At 63.1% G+C, this 14,525-nt stretch carries 15 protein-coding genes; 11 read left to right on the forward strand and 4 right to left on the reverse strand.

The features are described from left to right. Positions 1 to 21: 21 nt before the first annotated feature. The 5 genes from E3227_RS08385 to E3227_RS08405 all read left to right on the forward strand — a co-directional run bounded on the left by E3227_RS08385 (position 22) and on the right by E3227_RS08405 (position 5,448). Positions 22 to 654, forward strand: a complete 633-nt coding sequence (locus E3227_RS08385; RefSeq protein WP_144318165.1) for an Rv2732c family membrane protein — start codon at positions 22 to 24, stop codon at positions 652 to 654. Positions 655 to 893: 239 nt separating this feature from the next. Beyond that, the gene (locus E3227_RS08390; protein ID WP_144318166.1) at positions 894 to 1,145 is read left to right on the forward strand and encodes a hypothetical protein; all 252 of its coding nucleotides are present in this window, start codon (positions 894 to 896) and stop codon (positions 1,143 to 1,145) included. A gap of 280 nt (positions 1,146 to 1,425) precedes the next feature. Next, entirely contained in the window at positions 1,426 to 2,154 is a 729-nt protein-coding gene (locus E3227_RS08395) for a DUF6308 family protein (protein ID WP_246062665.1), read from the forward strand. Between the two features lie 143 nt (positions 2,155 to 2,297). After that, complete coding sequence (locus tag E3227_RS08400; protein ID WP_144318167.1) at positions 2,298 to 3,335, forward strand: LLM class flavin-dependent oxidoreductase; 1,038 nt, start codon at positions 2,298 to 2,300, stop codon at positions 3,333 to 3,335. 208 nt (positions 3,336 to 3,543) lie between these two features. Continuing rightward, complete coding sequence (locus E3227_RS08405) at positions 3,544 to 5,448, forward strand: DNA/RNA helicase domain-containing protein (protein WP_144318168.1); 1,905 nt, start codon at positions 3,544 to 3,546, stop codon at positions 5,446 to 5,448. Here E3227_RS08405 and E3227_RS08410 read toward each other — a convergent pair. Both E3227_RS08410 and E3227_RS08415 read right to left on the reverse strand, forming a co-directional pair. Next, positions 5,417 to 6,478, reverse strand: a complete 1,062-nt coding sequence (locus E3227_RS08410; RefSeq protein WP_144318169.1) for a GNAT family N-acetyltransferase — start codon at positions 6,476 to 6,478, stop codon at positions 5,417 to 5,419. The genes E3227_RS08405 and E3227_RS08410 overlap by 32 nt on opposite strands. Beyond that, positions 6,478 to 7,806: a DUF349 domain-containing protein gene (locus E3227_RS08415; RefSeq protein ID WP_144318170.1), complete on the reverse strand. Its 1,329-nt coding sequence runs from the start codon at positions 7,804 to 7,806 to the stop codon at positions 6,478 to 6,480. Before E3227_RS08415 ends, E3227_RS08410 begins: the two co-directional genes overlap by 1 nt. A gap of 257 nt (positions 7,807 to 8,063) precedes the next feature. Between E3227_RS08415 and E3227_RS08420 the strand changes: the two genes are divergently transcribed. From E3227_RS08420 to dapF, 5 genes are all read left to right on the forward strand, one after another. Then, on the forward strand, positions 8,064 to 8,603 hold the full coding sequence (locus E3227_RS08420; protein ID WP_246062666.1) for a helix-turn-helix domain-containing protein: 540 nt from the start codon (positions 8,064 to 8,066) through the stop codon (positions 8,601 to 8,603). 2 nt (positions 8,604 to 8,605) lie between these two features. Beyond that, on the forward strand, positions 8,606 to 9,184 hold the full coding sequence (locus tag E3227_RS08425) for a PIN domain-containing protein (protein WP_144318171.1): 579 nt from the start codon (positions 8,606 to 8,608) through the stop codon (positions 9,182 to 9,184). 92 nt (positions 9,185 to 9,276) lie between these two features. Continuing rightward, on the forward strand, positions 9,277 to 9,849 hold the full coding sequence (locus E3227_RS08430) for a hypothetical protein (protein WP_144318172.1): 573 nt from the start codon (positions 9,277 to 9,279) through the stop codon (positions 9,847 to 9,849). Next, positions 9,849 to 10,748, forward strand: a complete 900-nt coding sequence (miaA, locus tag E3227_RS08435) for a tRNA (adenosine(37)-N6)-dimethylallyltransferase MiaA (RefSeq protein WP_144318637.1) — start codon at positions 9,849 to 9,851, stop codon at positions 10,746 to 10,748. The genes E3227_RS08430 and miaA overlap by 1 nt, the downstream gene beginning before the upstream one ends. Beyond that, complete coding sequence (dapF, locus tag E3227_RS08440) at positions 10,745 to 11,545, forward strand: diaminopimelate epimerase (RefSeq protein WP_144318173.1); 801 nt, start codon at positions 10,745 to 10,747, stop codon at positions 11,543 to 11,545. Before miaA ends, dapF begins: the two co-directional genes overlap by 4 nt. Before the next feature lie 2 nt (positions 11,546 to 11,547). Here dapF and E3227_RS08445 read toward each other — a convergent pair whose 3' ends face one another. Next, the gene (locus tag E3227_RS08445; protein WP_144318174.1) at positions 11,548 to 12,063 is read right to left on the reverse strand and encodes a hypothetical protein; all 516 of its coding nucleotides are present in this window, start codon (positions 12,061 to 12,063) and stop codon (positions 11,548 to 11,550) included. Positions 12,064 to 12,084: 21 nt separating this feature from the next. After that, entirely contained in the window at positions 12,085 to 12,837 is a 753-nt protein-coding gene (locus E3227_RS08450) for a hypothetical protein (RefSeq protein WP_144318175.1), read from the reverse strand. 173 nt (positions 12,838 to 13,010) lie between these two features. On the opposite strand from E3227_RS08450, the gene hflX reads away from it, so the two are divergent. Then, a complete protein-coding gene (gene hflX, locus E3227_RS08455; RefSeq protein WP_144318638.1) occupies positions 13,011 to 14,501 on the forward strand; it encodes a GTPase HflX in 1,491 nt (496 codons plus the stop codon). Positions 14,502 to 14,525: the final 24 nt, after the last annotated feature.

The raw sequence follows: 14,525 nt of genomic DNA on the forward strand, positions 1-14,525 counted from the left end.
AAGTTCGATTGAGGAGGGCACGTGCAGGATCAGTCAGACCATCTCGCGCGCGAGGAGCGCGCCGCCGCGTCCCGCGTGGACCTCGTCGCGACGCGTTGGGCGCTCATCGCGGCGGTGGTGCTTTACGTCATCGCGCTATTCCTGCCGTTCGCCGGCAACGTGGCCGGCTGGCAGATCCTCACCTTCACCGACGCGGCGGACGCGGTGCAGGCGAAGCTGACGGAATACGCGTTTACGGTTCTGTCGTTTATCGGCCTCGTGGTGCTGACGTCGCTGGTGCTTGCCACCAGGCGATTCCCCCTCGCCGCCGCGGGGTGGATGTTTACCACAGTGTCGTTTTTCATCTCCATCCTCGCGATCTGGCTGCGCCGGACCAGTTCCGCGTTCGACGAAGGTTTCTACCACGGTCCGGGGATTTACCTGGCGATTGTTGCCGTCGGGATCGCCGTGTTCGCCTACATCCCGGTCGTGCTGCGGCGCAGCGAGACCCAGTCCGAGATCGCCGAGCGCCGCGGTGCGCTGGAGGGCCGAGACGAGGTCGCCCTGGCGCAGCAGGCCGCCAGCCGCGAGGCCGCGGGGGAAAACAACCCGCTGCTTGTCGACGACCGCCGCGCCCGCGCCGCCGAGAGGCACGAAAAGTACCGGGAGGGCTAGGGAGCGCTCTGGTGGCTGCCCAAGGGGACGGGCTCGTCGCTGACGTGCTGCGTTGCGGTACCAGCCTCCCGAGCGATATGTTTCCCTTTCAGGGTTGACCGCACTGACCTGGGCAGAACCGAGGCCTGGGCGCTGGCTGCAGTACATCCGCGCGATGGTTTTGGAGCCCGCGGCAATCCTTCTGAAAGTGGGTATGCTGTCTGCGGCTGAATCGATCGGTGGAAAGTGAAGGGGCAGTCGTGGCTAAGTGGTTTGATCAGGCGCGTGAAATTGATCGCCTGCGCAGCGAGAATCAGCGGTTGCTTAGCCTGGCTGAGCAGCTGAAGATCCGGCTTGGTGACTCCGCAGCAAACACCGATATATACGGTGTGTCCGATGAGGAGAAGCAGGCGGTGGCCGACGGGCGACCGGTCGAGGCGATCAAGAAATACCGGGAACGCACCGGGGCGGACCTTTTGACGGCGAAAAGGGCGATTGATTCGGTTTCTTAGTTTGGCGGGCAGCTCGGTCGGCGGGCAGCCCTGGCTGGGCAGAGGCCAATTCAATGCCACGCGTCAGGCTCGAAGCCGCGGGAGGACGTATCCAACTAGCAGCGGGGGAGACACTTGTGTTACCCGATCATCTTTGGCCTGCTCTGGCGTGTGGTTGAGGCACCAATTCTGATTCTGGGGGTGACTTCCAAAACATTGGAACATTAGGTAACCTCCTGGCAACAAGACTCGGGGCGATTCACTCTGAAATGCGCTTACGGCCCACGTTGAAGGAGACGATATGAGCGATTCACAGCAGTTCACCCTGCCCACGTGCCTGAGGGAGGCCATGGCGGGTGACTTCGCTAATGCGGAGTCATTGCTGCGGCGCTACTACGGTTCCAGGCTCGAAGGCAGCAAAAGCGCTCTGGACAAAGAGGGATGGTACTCGGGCGCGTACTACGACGAATGGGGAGAAAGCACCAGTCCCAAGAATCCGACAGCGTTTACGGCTGAGGACCTCCTTGCGGTTTCCTACCTGAGCGTATCTATTTCCGGGCGAGCGGCGGCTGAAATTTTGCACCGGCGACGTGAGGAAATCAACGATTGCCTGGCGGCCGCGGTGGGTGAGTGCGAGGGGTACGCGTCGCTGAGCGAGGTGCCGTTGGAAAAGACTTCCTATACCGGAATAGTCAAGTTTCTTCCTGACACAGCCTGGGCGCCATTTCTGTTGGAGAAGAAGCTGCGCGAGCTGGATGGCATTGGTGCGGTGAAGGCATCGAAGTTGATCGCCCGAAAACTGCCACGCATCTACCCGATCTACGACGAGCGCGTCACAGCCCTTACCGGCGCGCGTGATCAGTATATGCGCCCGCTCCATGTGACGCTGGTGGAAAACCCAGGCGTCGAGCAGACCCTGGAGGAACTGCGCCGGTCTGTGGGTTTGCCCGCAAGCATTTCCTCGATCCGGGTTTTCGACGTCCTTGTCTGGATGGAGCAAACTGACCTGGTGAGAGGGTTGGGCAGGTAGAAACCTGCGATCGGGGCACGACTTTTAGCAATGGATTCCGCAGGCCATCGCCCGAGCGCGCATAGGCGACGGAATTTAGCCCACCCCTCGACGCGTTGTAGTTGTTGTAACCACAACTTGACCATTGCGAGGAGCTCTTCAAAATGGTCGAAGTCGGACTCGTCACCTCCGGCGACCTACAGGCCGACACCGACAGAAACGTGCTCACCCATGCCCAGGCCATCCACAACGTCGTCGAGGAGGCTGTGCTTGCCGACGAAGTCGGCTTCGACGTCTTCGGCATTGGAGAGCATCACCGCGAGGACTACGCCGTGTCCGCGCCCGACATGCTGCTCGCCGCCATCGCCTCGCGCACTGATAACAACCACCTCACCACCATCGTGATCGCGCTCTCCTCCGACGACCCGGTGCGCATCTTCCAGCGTTTCTCCACGCTCCAGGCCATTTCGAACGGCCTTGCCGAGATGCAGCTCGGCCGAGGCTCGTTTACCGAGTCCCTCCCGCTGTTCGGCTACGACCTGCGAGATTACGAGGCGCTTTTCGAGGAGAAACTCGATCTTGTGCGCACGCTTCTCGACGCCGACGCCTCCCGCGAGCCGTTCAGCTGGTCCGGCACCACGAGAGCGTCGCTTGAGCTCGCCTCCGTCTACCCGCGCACCGATCAACCCCTGCTGACCTGGGTGGCGGTAGGTGGCTCGCCGGAGTCCGTGGTGCGTGCGGCGCGCCAGCGGATGAAGCTGATGCTGGCCATCACCGGTGGAGCGCCCGTGCGGTTCAAGCCGTTTGTGGACCTGTTTCACCAGGCCAACGAGCAGCTGGGTCAGCCTCGCAACTCAGTTGGCGCGCATGTACACGGCTTTGTCGCCAAAACCGATGAGGAAGCGGCCGAGCGTATGTACCCGCACTGGCACCGCTCCCGCACGCTTATAGGGCGTGATCGCGGCTGGCCGGATCCGACGCCGGAGCAGTTTTACAACGAGATCCGCCACGGCGCGCTGCACCTCGGCTCACCCGAGACGGTGGCGCAAAAGACGGCGCGCACGATCCGTGAGCTCGGCCTGGATCGCCTAGTGTTCAAATACTCCAACGGGACCCTGCCACACGAGTATTCTCTCGAATCGATCCGGCTAATGGGCGAGCAAGTCATCCCGCGGGTGCGGGAGTTGCTGGAGGAGGGGTAGGGGATTTCGGGCGGTCAGCTGCCACCCCATGGCGTGCTATAGGCATTGTGGTTGTAATGCTCACGGTGAAAGTCAATGATGGCAGGTTTTTCCGGAGGGGTCGCTGAACCACTCTCGGATTTCAACGTCCCGGGGAGGTAAAGTGAGGCAGCTAAATTATTGATTATGTAGTGCATTCGCGTACCTACCGGCGTTGAAAGCGGTTCCAATGACGAACGAGTTAGTTATCCGCGGCAAGTTCCGCACTGAGGTGCGTTCCTTTGACTATTCCGCAGAGAGTCTCAGAAATTTTCTGGCTTACATTCGTGATAAGGGCGATTCCGTATCTCAGCGGCTGCTCTTGAATTTCCCCACTGTATACATCGTTTACACGAGAACGAAGCAGGGTTTCCATGTGTACGTCGGAGAAACCAATGACATTGCGCAGCGAACCACAACACACTTATCCAACGATCCCCGCTTAGCTGATAGTGAGTTAGCAGGGCTAATTTCTGACGACCCGGGCGTGAACGGGGTTAGCAACTCTGTCAGGCGCTCCCAGACGTGGCGATTGTTTAGAGATAGGGATTCAAAGATTCTGGTAATTGGCCACTCCCTCTTCAACAAGTCAATGACTTTGGAGGTGGAGGACCGACTGATGCTCTACTTGGCGGCGATCGATGATGTGGTATCTGCGGAGAAGCGTCGCGTATTTCTCAACAATGCGCGCCGAAATGTTCAAACTGAGTACTTCACTCGCGACTATGTCGACGACGCTTTCACCAACATCTGGATGCGCCTAAGAGAACGCGAGCCTGAACTATTCCCGATCGAACAGCTCGTACGCGATTCGGCGCTGTTCAAAGCATCTCCGTTCCATCAGTTGAACGCACAACAAGTCGGCGCAAAACTCGCGATCTTAGATTCGGTTGAAGCTGCGATCAAGGATGCCGAGGGGCCGAAGTCCGACCAGTCTCAACTCATCCTTGTCCAAGGTGGTGCTGGTACAGGAAAAACAGTCTTATTGAGCAGCGTTTTCTACGATCTCGCTCATCTGCCCGTTGACCCTGATTCCCCAACTCAAGAGTCAACCTTGGATGTCTATATGTTGGTCAACCATGACGAGCAGATCACGGTTTATACGCAGATCGCCGAACGCCTGGGGCTCAGCGCCATCAAAAATCCGAGGGTGATGAAGCCCACCAGATTTATCAATTCGCACCAAGCGGGTGATCAGATTGCTGACGTGGTGCTTGTCGACGAGGCGCATCTCCTTTGGACCCAAGGCAAACAGTCCTACCGCGGAGAGAATCAACTCAAAGACATCCTGGAACTAGCCCGCGTCGTTGTCGCAGTTTTCGACCCGAACCAGGTTCTGGCGGGAAATCAGTATTGGAATGAAGATGACCTTCGAGCGTTGCGGGAACGCGCTGGAGAAGAAAATTGTCTTCAACTGGACCAGCAAATGAGAATTGACTCGGAAGGCCCGGCTGAAGAGTGGATCCATCGTTTCGTCCACGGCAATGAGGTTCTCCCCATCCCAACCAACGACAAGTATCAAATTCAGGTGTTCGGAACCCCAGAAGAATTGCATGAGGCAGTTAAGGCTCGTTCGAAAACTGAGGGTGATTCTCAGATCGAGAAAGGACTGTCTCGTCTCATCGCCACCTACGACTGGAAATTCTCAAACGGAAAAACGAAACCAAAGGACGGGGCGACCTGGGATGTTGTCATTGGAGATTTCAGGCTCCCTTGGAATAACCAGCAAAAGGGGAGGAAGAACAGTAGCCTATCGTGGGCGGAACGCGAGCACTCGATAGACGAAGTTGGATCGATCTTTACGATTCAGGGCTTCGATTTGAATTTTGCTGGGGTAATTCTCGGCCCTTCCGTGATTTATCGGAACGGCCGAGTTCAATTCGACCCCGAAGCAAGCATGAACCCGAATGTAAGGAATCGGCGCGGCGAAGTCGTAAACGGTAAGAAAGTCATGATGGACGTCAGCGAAAGTCTGCTGCGAAATCAGCTCAACGTGCTTATGACCCGAGGAGTTAGGGGGATGGGCATTTACGCAGTGGATGCGGAACTACGTGAGGCACTTATTAGGGCACAGCGAGACGGAGCAATTCTTTAGCCTTCTGCCACACCGTCGTCGCCGACACCGCCTCCGCACCGAAGCGCCGCCCGAGCGCCTCCGCGGCCACCTCACCCGCAGGGTAGGAAGCGAACGCCGTCTCCGCGTCCTCCCACCGCTCGCGCGCAGCACACAGCACCGCCGCTACCAGATCGCACCCGAGACCCCGACCACGGTGCTCGGGCAGAACGTAGACCAGGCCGAGCTCACAGACGGATTCGACGTCGTGGTCGAAGGTGACGGCCTCAGCAAGGCCGACGACGTCCCCGGACTCGGAGCGGGCAAGCGCGGTGAGCTGAGTGCCGCCGCGGTCGCGCAGGCGTGCGCCGGCGTCGATAAGGCGTTGATGCGTCCAGTCAACGGTGTCGAGGATGAGCTCGCCGCGCGGGAAATTCGCCGATGCGGAGGCGAGCAGGCGCAGGAACGAGTCGATGTCCTCAGGTGCGAAATCCATGTCGGCGACGACATCCACCGCGTGCACGGGTGCGGGCACTGCCTCCAGGGACAGCGTTGCCTGTACCTCCGAAAACGCCGGGGTGTAACCGTGCTCGCGCAGGGCGGGAGGCTCATTGGCGCCTAGGGAGTGCGTCACCCACACGTGGCGGATGGGGCGGTGAAGGGCGCTGGAGAGGGCGTCGATAAGCGAAAGCGCGTGGGCCCAGGGGGCAGCGGGGATTTTCTCGCCGGGCAGGGGCGCGATGGCGGCGTCGAGGGTGATGTGGGCCTCGAGGACGCGGGTGTCTTCCAACCGGGGAAGCGAGGCGAAGACCCAGGCCTCGACGTCGAGAAGATCGTCGGGGCTAAGGGCGGGGTAGCCGAGTTCTCCAAGCGGGCGCGGGGCCTCGCGGGTGGTCAGTGCGAAAAGGTATGACAGCGACTCCGCCGAACCCTCGAGGCGTTTGGCCACGTGCGCCGCTGAAACGCCCGACGTGGACAACCCCGTGATGTCCTGGGCGGCCAGGGTGGAGGAGAAGACGTAGGCGTTGATGGCCTCGGTGTCACCGGAGTCGACGATGAGCGCGGTAGGCACTATTGGCTGCTGACCGCCTTCGCGGCCACGTCCGCGAACTCCTGCCACTGCGCAGCCTGCTCACGCAGCTGCTCAGCCTTTTTCTCATTGCCCTTCGCCGCGGCCTCCTCGGCCTGCTTGGTCAGGTCGTCCGCCTTTACCTGGAACTGGTTGACCTTGTCCTGGGCGGCAGGATCGGAGGCGCGCCAGCGCGACTCCTCGGCATCGGCCACGCGCTTCTCAATCGCGGCGATCTTGTCCTCGTACTCGCGGACCTTACCGCGCGGGACGTAACCGATCTCGTCCCACTTGTCCTGCAACTCGCGCAGCTTCGACTTCGCCGCGCCGAGCCCCTTGGCCGGATCAATCTGGGAGTCGTACTCCGCAATCAGCGCATCCTTCGCCGCGGCATTGGCCTCGAACTCGCGGTCGCGCTCGGCGTTGACGGCGTCGCGGGCGCCGAAGAAGTGGTCCTGGGCGGCGCGGAACTGTGCCCACAACTTGTCGTCCACATCGCGCGGGGCGCGGCCGGCGGCCTTCCACTCGTCCATCAGGTCGCGGTAGGCCCGCGCGGTGTCGTTCCACTCGGTGGAATCCTTCAATGCCTCGGCGCGGGCGACGAGGTCCTCCTTTGCCTTCTTCGCTGCAGCCCTGCCGCGGTCCAGCTCGGCGAAGTGCGCGCCCCGGCGACGGTTGAACCCGTCCCGGGCACGCGAGTAGCGCTTCCACAGCTCATCGTCGGTCTTGCGGTCGATGCCGCGGATGGTGCGCCACTCATCGAGAATCGCGCGGATGCGGTCGCCCGCGGCCTTCCATTCCGTGGAGTTCTCCGCAAGGTCCTCGGCTTCCGCGGCGAGCGCCTCCTTGCGGGCAATCGCCTCGGCGCGGCGCTGCTGCTTCGCCTCGTTGGCGGACTCGCGGGCCTTGGTGGAGTTGTCGATGATGGCGTCGAGTCGCTTGTCCACGGCATCCAGGTCGCCGATCACGGCCTGCTCGTCGAGGGTGTCCTTGATGCTCTGGGCCTGCGTTTTCAGGGAGTCGGCGTCCTCCGGGTGGGTCGACAGGCGGGTTTCCAGCAGCGCGACCTCGGTGACCAGGTCGTCGAAGCGCTGGCCGTAGTGGGCGAGGCCCTCCTCGGGGGTGCCGGCCTGCCAGTTGGCGATGGCGCGCTCGGTGCCGCCGCGGGTGAGGTAGACGGTGCCGTCGTCAGCCACGCGGCCGAATTTCGACGGATCAGCCTTCGACGGTGTCGGGGTGGGCGTTGCCGGGGCGGGGTTGACTTTCTTGCGAGCAAGAACGCCCGGGGTGGGGATGCCGGGGCCCGGTGCCGGGGTGGAGTTCTGCGTCATCGTGGAAGGTCCTTTCGCCTCGTGTGTCGCCGCGCGGCACGGCTGCCTGTGATGCTGCCGATGAGTCTACTGGTATCGGAAGGGTGGTGTGCGGGTTGTACCGTTGTTTCCGCCTAAAACCGGATGCCGAAAAGTGCTGTGTTTCAGGGGTTGGGTCAGTGCAACGTTAGCCGTCCGGTTTTAGGCGGAAGGGGGCGGGGTGAATGTTCCGCGGAGGAGTTTGCGAATTTTTCGTTTTCTCGCGCTAGGGTGGGTGTATGACTACAGCACAAGACCATCTCATGGCCAGCTCGGCGCGCAGGCGAGAGTCGCATACAGTTATGCCCCCTGCGCAGCTCGATGAGCTTCTCGATCTTAGAAAGTTTCTCTCGATAATCAGAGAGGATGCAGCACTGCTCGGACCGGATGGGCAAACAGTGCCCCTGCCTGAGGAGGTTTTTAACATCCTGAGCGAGGTGGTTGATGCTATGCAAGCGGGTAAAGCCATTACCGTGGCACCGGTTGATCAACTCCTCACCACTCAAGAGGCCGCAAACTTTCTGGGGATCAGCCGCCCTACGCTGGTCAAGCTTCTCGAAGACGGACAGATTCCCTATGAGAGGACATCAGGAGGCAGACACCGCAAAGTGCGTCTCGCAGACGTGCTCACCTATCAGGAGCGCACACAAGTGCAGCGTAGAAACTCGCTGCGAGCCCTTACCGCCGAGGCAGCGGCCCTGGGCTTATACGACGAGACTGCGGATTCCTACCGCGATGCTCTCGCGGAGGTCCGCAAAAAAGTCAACGAGGAGCTATAGCGGTGGCGCGCTTCAGTGCGGTGCTTGATGCGTGCGCGATGGTTCCCATTTCTCAGGCCGACACTCTCTTGCGCTTAGCGGAATCCGGTCTCTACCGGCCGATCTGGAATTCCCTCATTCTCGAAGAAACCAGGAGAGCTTTGGAGAAAGTCCACCCGGATATGAAAGAGACTGGCGCGGCTCGCCGGCGGGTGAACGTGATGAACGAGGTATTTGTGGATGCCTGTGTTCGCGGCTGGGAACCTCTGGTTCAAGCCATTGATCTTCCGGATGAAAATGACCGCCATGTTGTCGCCGCAGCGATTCTCGGCCGTGCTGACATCATCGTTACTGCGAACGTGAAAGATTTCCCCGAGAGGGAACTGAAGCGTTTTCAACTCTCGGTACAGACCCCCGACGAGTTCCTTCTCAATCAGCTGGACCTGAATGCGAGCCTAGTCATGGACGTCCTTCGAGGGCAGGCGGAGGACATGATTAACCCGCCACGTACCGTGGAAGACATCATCTCCAGTCTGGAGAAGGCGGGAGCGAAAAATTTCGCGACGTATGCGCGCCGGCAGATTTGGCGCGCCTCCCCCTAAAAACGGTGAGAGTTGCGGGGGTTCTAGGGGCTAATCGGAGCGGTTTCAGGCGTGTGACTTTAGGCGGAGGGGCAGTGGCTAAGGTGGAGCCTGTGACAGCGCCCAACCTCCTGATCATCCCCGGATCCCCGGCGCTCGTGCGCGAGCTTTCCCCAGCGCACGGCCCTTCGCGCCGCCTTGCGGAAACCATCCGGCGCACGGTTGCGGGCTACCCGCCGCGCCCAATCCACATCGTCGGCAGCCGGGACGAGCGCTGGTACACCGCGCACACCGGATCCTTCCGCGCGTGGGGAGCCCCGCAGGTCACGCTCAAGGGTGGCAACTACCTGCCGGAGCTCGTCGCCCGCTACGCGCTCGAGGATCTGGACGTTGCCGACTCACGCGAACACCTGCAGCCCATTGACACCGATGCGCTGACGGTCGTTGTCGTTGACGGGCCAGCGGGTTTGACCGAGCGCGCCCCGCTCGCACTGGTGGAGGGAGCGCGCGAGGCGCACGAGGCGCTCGAGAGGTTCCTCGACGGCGGGGAGTTTCCGGGGTCGTTGGACGGGGTCGTCGAGAAGCAGCTGTGGCTTGAGCTTGCCGTGCTGGAGGCGGAAAAGCGCCTGTTGGATTCCGATGACTCGCTGGGCGTGGGCGCGTACGTGGCGGAGTGGAACGCGTGATCCGTCCCATCGCCGTCGTCGGCCCCACCGCCTCGGGCAAATCCGCCCTTGGTATCGCACTGGCGCAGGAACTCGGCGGGGAAGTGGTCAACGTCGACTCCATGCAGCTCTACCGGGGAATGGACATCGGCACGGCGAAGCTCCCACCCGCTGAGCGCGGAGGCATCCCGCACCACCTGCTCGATATCTGGCCGGTGACCAAGACGGCCTCCGTCGCCGAGTACCAGTCCCTCGCGGTCGCCACGGTGGAGGACATCATGGCGCGCGGCAAGGTCCCCGTGCTCGTCGGCGGCTCGATGCTCTACGTGCAGTCGCTTATCGACGCCTGGGCGTTCCCCCCGACCGACCCCGCCGTCCGCGCGAAGTACGAGGCCCGGCTTGCCGAGATCGGAGTCGACGCACTGCACACAGAGCTTGCCCAGGTGGATCCGGCGGCGGCAGCGACCATCGAGGACAAGGACCCGCGGCGCACCGTGCGCGCGCTCGAGGTCATCGAGCTCACGGGCAAACCCTTCGCCGCCTCCCAGCCGCCGAAGGACGCCCCGCCGCGCTGGGGCACCCGCATCCTGGGGCTGCGCACAGATCCGGACTGGCTCAATCCCCGCATCGCACTGCGCGCGCAGCTGATGTTCGACAACGGCTTTGTCGACGAGGTACGCGGGCTGGTCGGTGACGGTCTGGTCGCAGACTCCACCGCGGGCCGCGCCATCGGGTATGCGCAGGTGCTGGGCCTGCTGGCCGGGGAGATGGACGAGGCGGAGGCGCTGGAGAAGACGATCACCGGGACGCGGCGCTACGTGCGACGGCAGCGCTCCTGGTTCAACCGTGACCCCCGCATCACGTGGCTGGACGCGGCCGACGAGGCTGTGGTTGAAGCGGCGCTAGACTCGCTGGGGTGAATATCGAGTTTCTCAAAGGACACGGCACTGAGAACGACTTCGTGGTCATTCCGGACCCGGCAGACGCCCTGACGTTGAGTGAAGCGGAGGTTGCCGCGCTGTGCGACCGCCGCGCCGGCATCGGCGGCGACGGTTTGCTACGTGTGGTCAATCGCGACGGGCGCTGGTTCATGGACTACCGCAACGCGGACGGCTCCATTGCCGAGATGTGCGGAAACGGGGTCCGCGTCTTCGCCCACGTGCTCGTCGCCGAGGGGTTGGTCACCCAGCGCGAATTCGACGTGGACACCCGCGCCGGTCTCAAACATATCGAGGTGCTGCAGGCAGACTCGACGGACGCGACGGTCACGGTGGGCATGGGCCGCGTGGAGGTTACCGGCGTCTCGACTGCCCGCATGGGAAACTTCGACTTCGCCGGCCTCGGCGTCGACGTGGGCAACCCGCACCTGGCGGCGGTGATCCCCGGCCTCACCGCCGCGGAGCTGGAGGCGATGCAGTTTGCACAACCCGCCTTCGACCACTCCTTTTTCCCTGAGGGGGTCAATGTCGAGGTGCTCACCGAGCTAAACGACGGGCACGTCCATATGCGCGTGTGGGAGCGCGGAGTGGGAGAGACCCGCTCGTGCGGCACAGGAACTGTTGCTGCCGCCCGCGCCGCACTTGCCGACGCCGGGGTGGAAAACGGCACTGTCACCGTCAACGTTCCCGGCGGCGCCATCGAAGTGGAACTGAGCGACGGCGAAGCGCTGATGACGGGCCCGTCGAAGATTGTCGCGCGCGGGACGGTGCTTCTGTAACGCTACCCAGGCCCGATCTCGCGGGCGGCGCGGCGCGCGTCCTGCCAGGAGGCGGCGAGGTTTTCCGCGCGCTCGTCGGCCACGGCGATGAGCCGTTCCAGCTGCGGCCGGTCGAGGTCGGTGCTTGCCAAAAGACCGTCGACACGCTGCAGGAAGCGGCGTGCCGCGTCCGCGCGCAGGTGGAAATCCTGGATCACGGGGTTGGTCGTACCCCGATCTGCTAGCGCGGGGACATGCAGGGTGCGATCGGCGATCGCCTCGGCGGACATGCCGGTGAGGAGGTCGTCGTATAGCGCGAGCGTCTCCGCGATGTCGTCGCGCGCGATTGCCAGCGAGGCGCGCAGCGACGCCACCTCGGGAGTGGTGTCGTAGCGCTGCATGAGCACGATGAGTGCCCCGAGGATTGCGAGCGCGAGGAGCAGCCCGGCCACCTTGAGCCACAGCACCAGCAGCGCGAAGGCGGCGATGAGCAGACCCATCCCGATCGCCTGCCAGAAATCCCGTCGCGCTGATGACATGGGTTGCCCCCCGATAAACCTCTAATGCCCGCCGCAGCCGCAGGAGTCGCCGCACCCGCCGCAGCCTCCGCCGGCCGGGGTCGGGATGGTGCCCACCAACACCGCGGTGCCCGCGATGATGTTGTTGCGCTGGGGCAGCTCACCGTCGGGCAGGCACACCTCAAACGGGAAGGCGCCGTCGACTGAAACGTGGATGAAGCGCTCACCGGTGAGCTCGCTGACGCGGTACTCGGCCTCGAGGACGCGGGCCGCCAGGCGCGCCGCGGCATCCGGGGCGGACGCGGCTGTCGAGGCGACGGCCTCGGCGCCGGGGGAGAGGATCTCGCCCACGATGTCACCAGGATTGGCGGCGTGGAAGGCGTCCACGTCCGCAAAGACCTCAAAATCGAGCCCCAGTGCGGTGACGGCGAGCTCCTGCCAGGTCAGGGTGGGGGCGTCGACAAGCAGCGGCCCCTGGGCCAAGTTGACAGTGACCGAGGCGATGTTGCTGCCGTGCGGGTCGACGATGTCGGCGAGCGCGACGACATCGTTGAGCATGGTCACGTGCGTGAAGGTGCGGGTGTCGGCGGCGAACCCGGCGAACGTGGCGAACGGCTCGACGGCGAGGATGTTCAGCTGCGCGCCCGATGCGTCGGAGTATTGGATCAACTGACCACCCCGGACCTCGCCCGTGACCTGTAAACGGCCGGATGCGATCGCGGCCTCCACGGCATCCTGCCACTGGGCAAATCCCAAGCCGATGCTGGACAAATCCCGGGTCTTCGTATCGCTCATAGTGGCACATACTACCCCGCGGGTTCATTCCGGTTTGTGCGGTGGGCTCACCGGGGTGCGCTGACAGCACCACAGGCCCGGCGCCGGGAAGAAATCCGGGGCGCGCGGCGTTAGATAATGCACACCTGACAAGCAGAACCCGTTAAACTAAGGACTCAATGACAAAACCAACGATGACCGAGCCGCTAGAGCTCAACCACGATGAACTTCTCGCCCGCGCGTTTCGCCACAACGCGCCGCAACCCACCGCTAACGGGGAGCCCACAGTCGGTTCGCTGGACCTGGAAGAACGAAACGCGTTTCGCCGAGTGACGGTCGAGACGGAGCTGCGCTCCGAGGACCAGGCCGAGGGCTTCGAGGTCGAGTACCGCAAGCTGCGCCTCGAACAGGTCATCCTCGTCGGTGCGTGGATCGAGGGGACCACCGCCGAGATGGAAGCCAACATGCTCGAGCTTGCCGCGCTCGCGGAGACAGCCGGCGCGGATGTCGAGGAGCTTTTGTACCAAAAGCGCGACAAGCCGGACCCGGGCACCTACATCGGCTCGGGCAAGGTCAAGGAGCTGCGCGACATCGTCGAGTCCACCGGCGCCGACACCGTCGTGTTCGACGGCGAGCTCTCCCCGGGCCAGATGGTCGCGCTCGAGGAAGCGCTGAAGATCAAGGTGATCGACCGAACCATGCTCATCCTCGACATCTTCGCCCAGCACGCGAAGAGCAAGGAAGGTAAGGCGCAGGTCAGCCTGGCGCAGATGGAGTACCTCTACACGCGCACCCGTGGTTGGGGTGGCAACCTGTCGCGTCAGGCCGGCGGTCGCGCCGGCTCCAACGGCGGCGTGGGCCTGCGCGGTCCCGGTGAAACGCGGATTGAGGCGGATCGCCGCCGCCTGCGCACGGACATGGCGAAGCTGCGCCACGAGCTGCGCGGGATGAAGACCGCGCGCGAGGTCAAGCGCGCCCGACGGCAGCGTTCGACGATTCCGAAGATCGCGATCGCCGGCTACACCAACGCCGGCAAGTCCTCGTTGATCAACGCGATGACCAACGCCGGCGTGCTGGTGGAGGATGCTCTGTTCGCGACCCTGGATCCGTCGACACGCAAGGCGCAGCTGGCGGACGGGCGTAACGTCGTGCTCACGGACACCGTCGGTTTCGTGCGCCACCTGCCGACCCAGCTCGTCGAGGCGTTCAAGTCGACGCTGGAGGAGGTCACGGGCGCGGACCTGATGCTGCACGTCGTCGACGGCTCGGACGCGTTTCCGCTGAAGCAGATCGAGGCGGTGAACAAGGTGCTCTCTGACGTCACGCGCGAGTCCGGCGAGACCGTTCCCCCTGAGATCGTTGTGGTGAACAAGATTGATCAGGCCGATCCGGTGGTGTTGGCGGAGCTGCGCCACGCGTTCGACAACTCCGGCCACGACGTGGTGTTCGTCTCCGCGCACACGGGCGAGGGCATCGCGGAGCTCGAGGGCAAGATTGAGATGCACCTCAACAGCGTGGAGGCGCACGTGCAGATGCTCGTGCCGTTCACCCGCGGCGACGTGGTCAGCCGCGTCCACGAGCAGGGCACCGTGCGCAGCGAGTCCTACGAGGAGGGCGGCACGCTTATCGACGTCCGCCTGCCCCACGTCATCGCCGAACAGTACTCGGAGTTTGTTGTGAGCTAGCCCGAGCGACAACAATGTTCATCC

The organism is Corynebacterium sanguinis (assembly GCF_007641235.1).
Taxonomy (GTDB): Bacteria; Actinomycetota; Actinomycetes; order Mycobacteriales; family Mycobacteriaceae; genus Corynebacterium; species Corynebacterium sanguinis.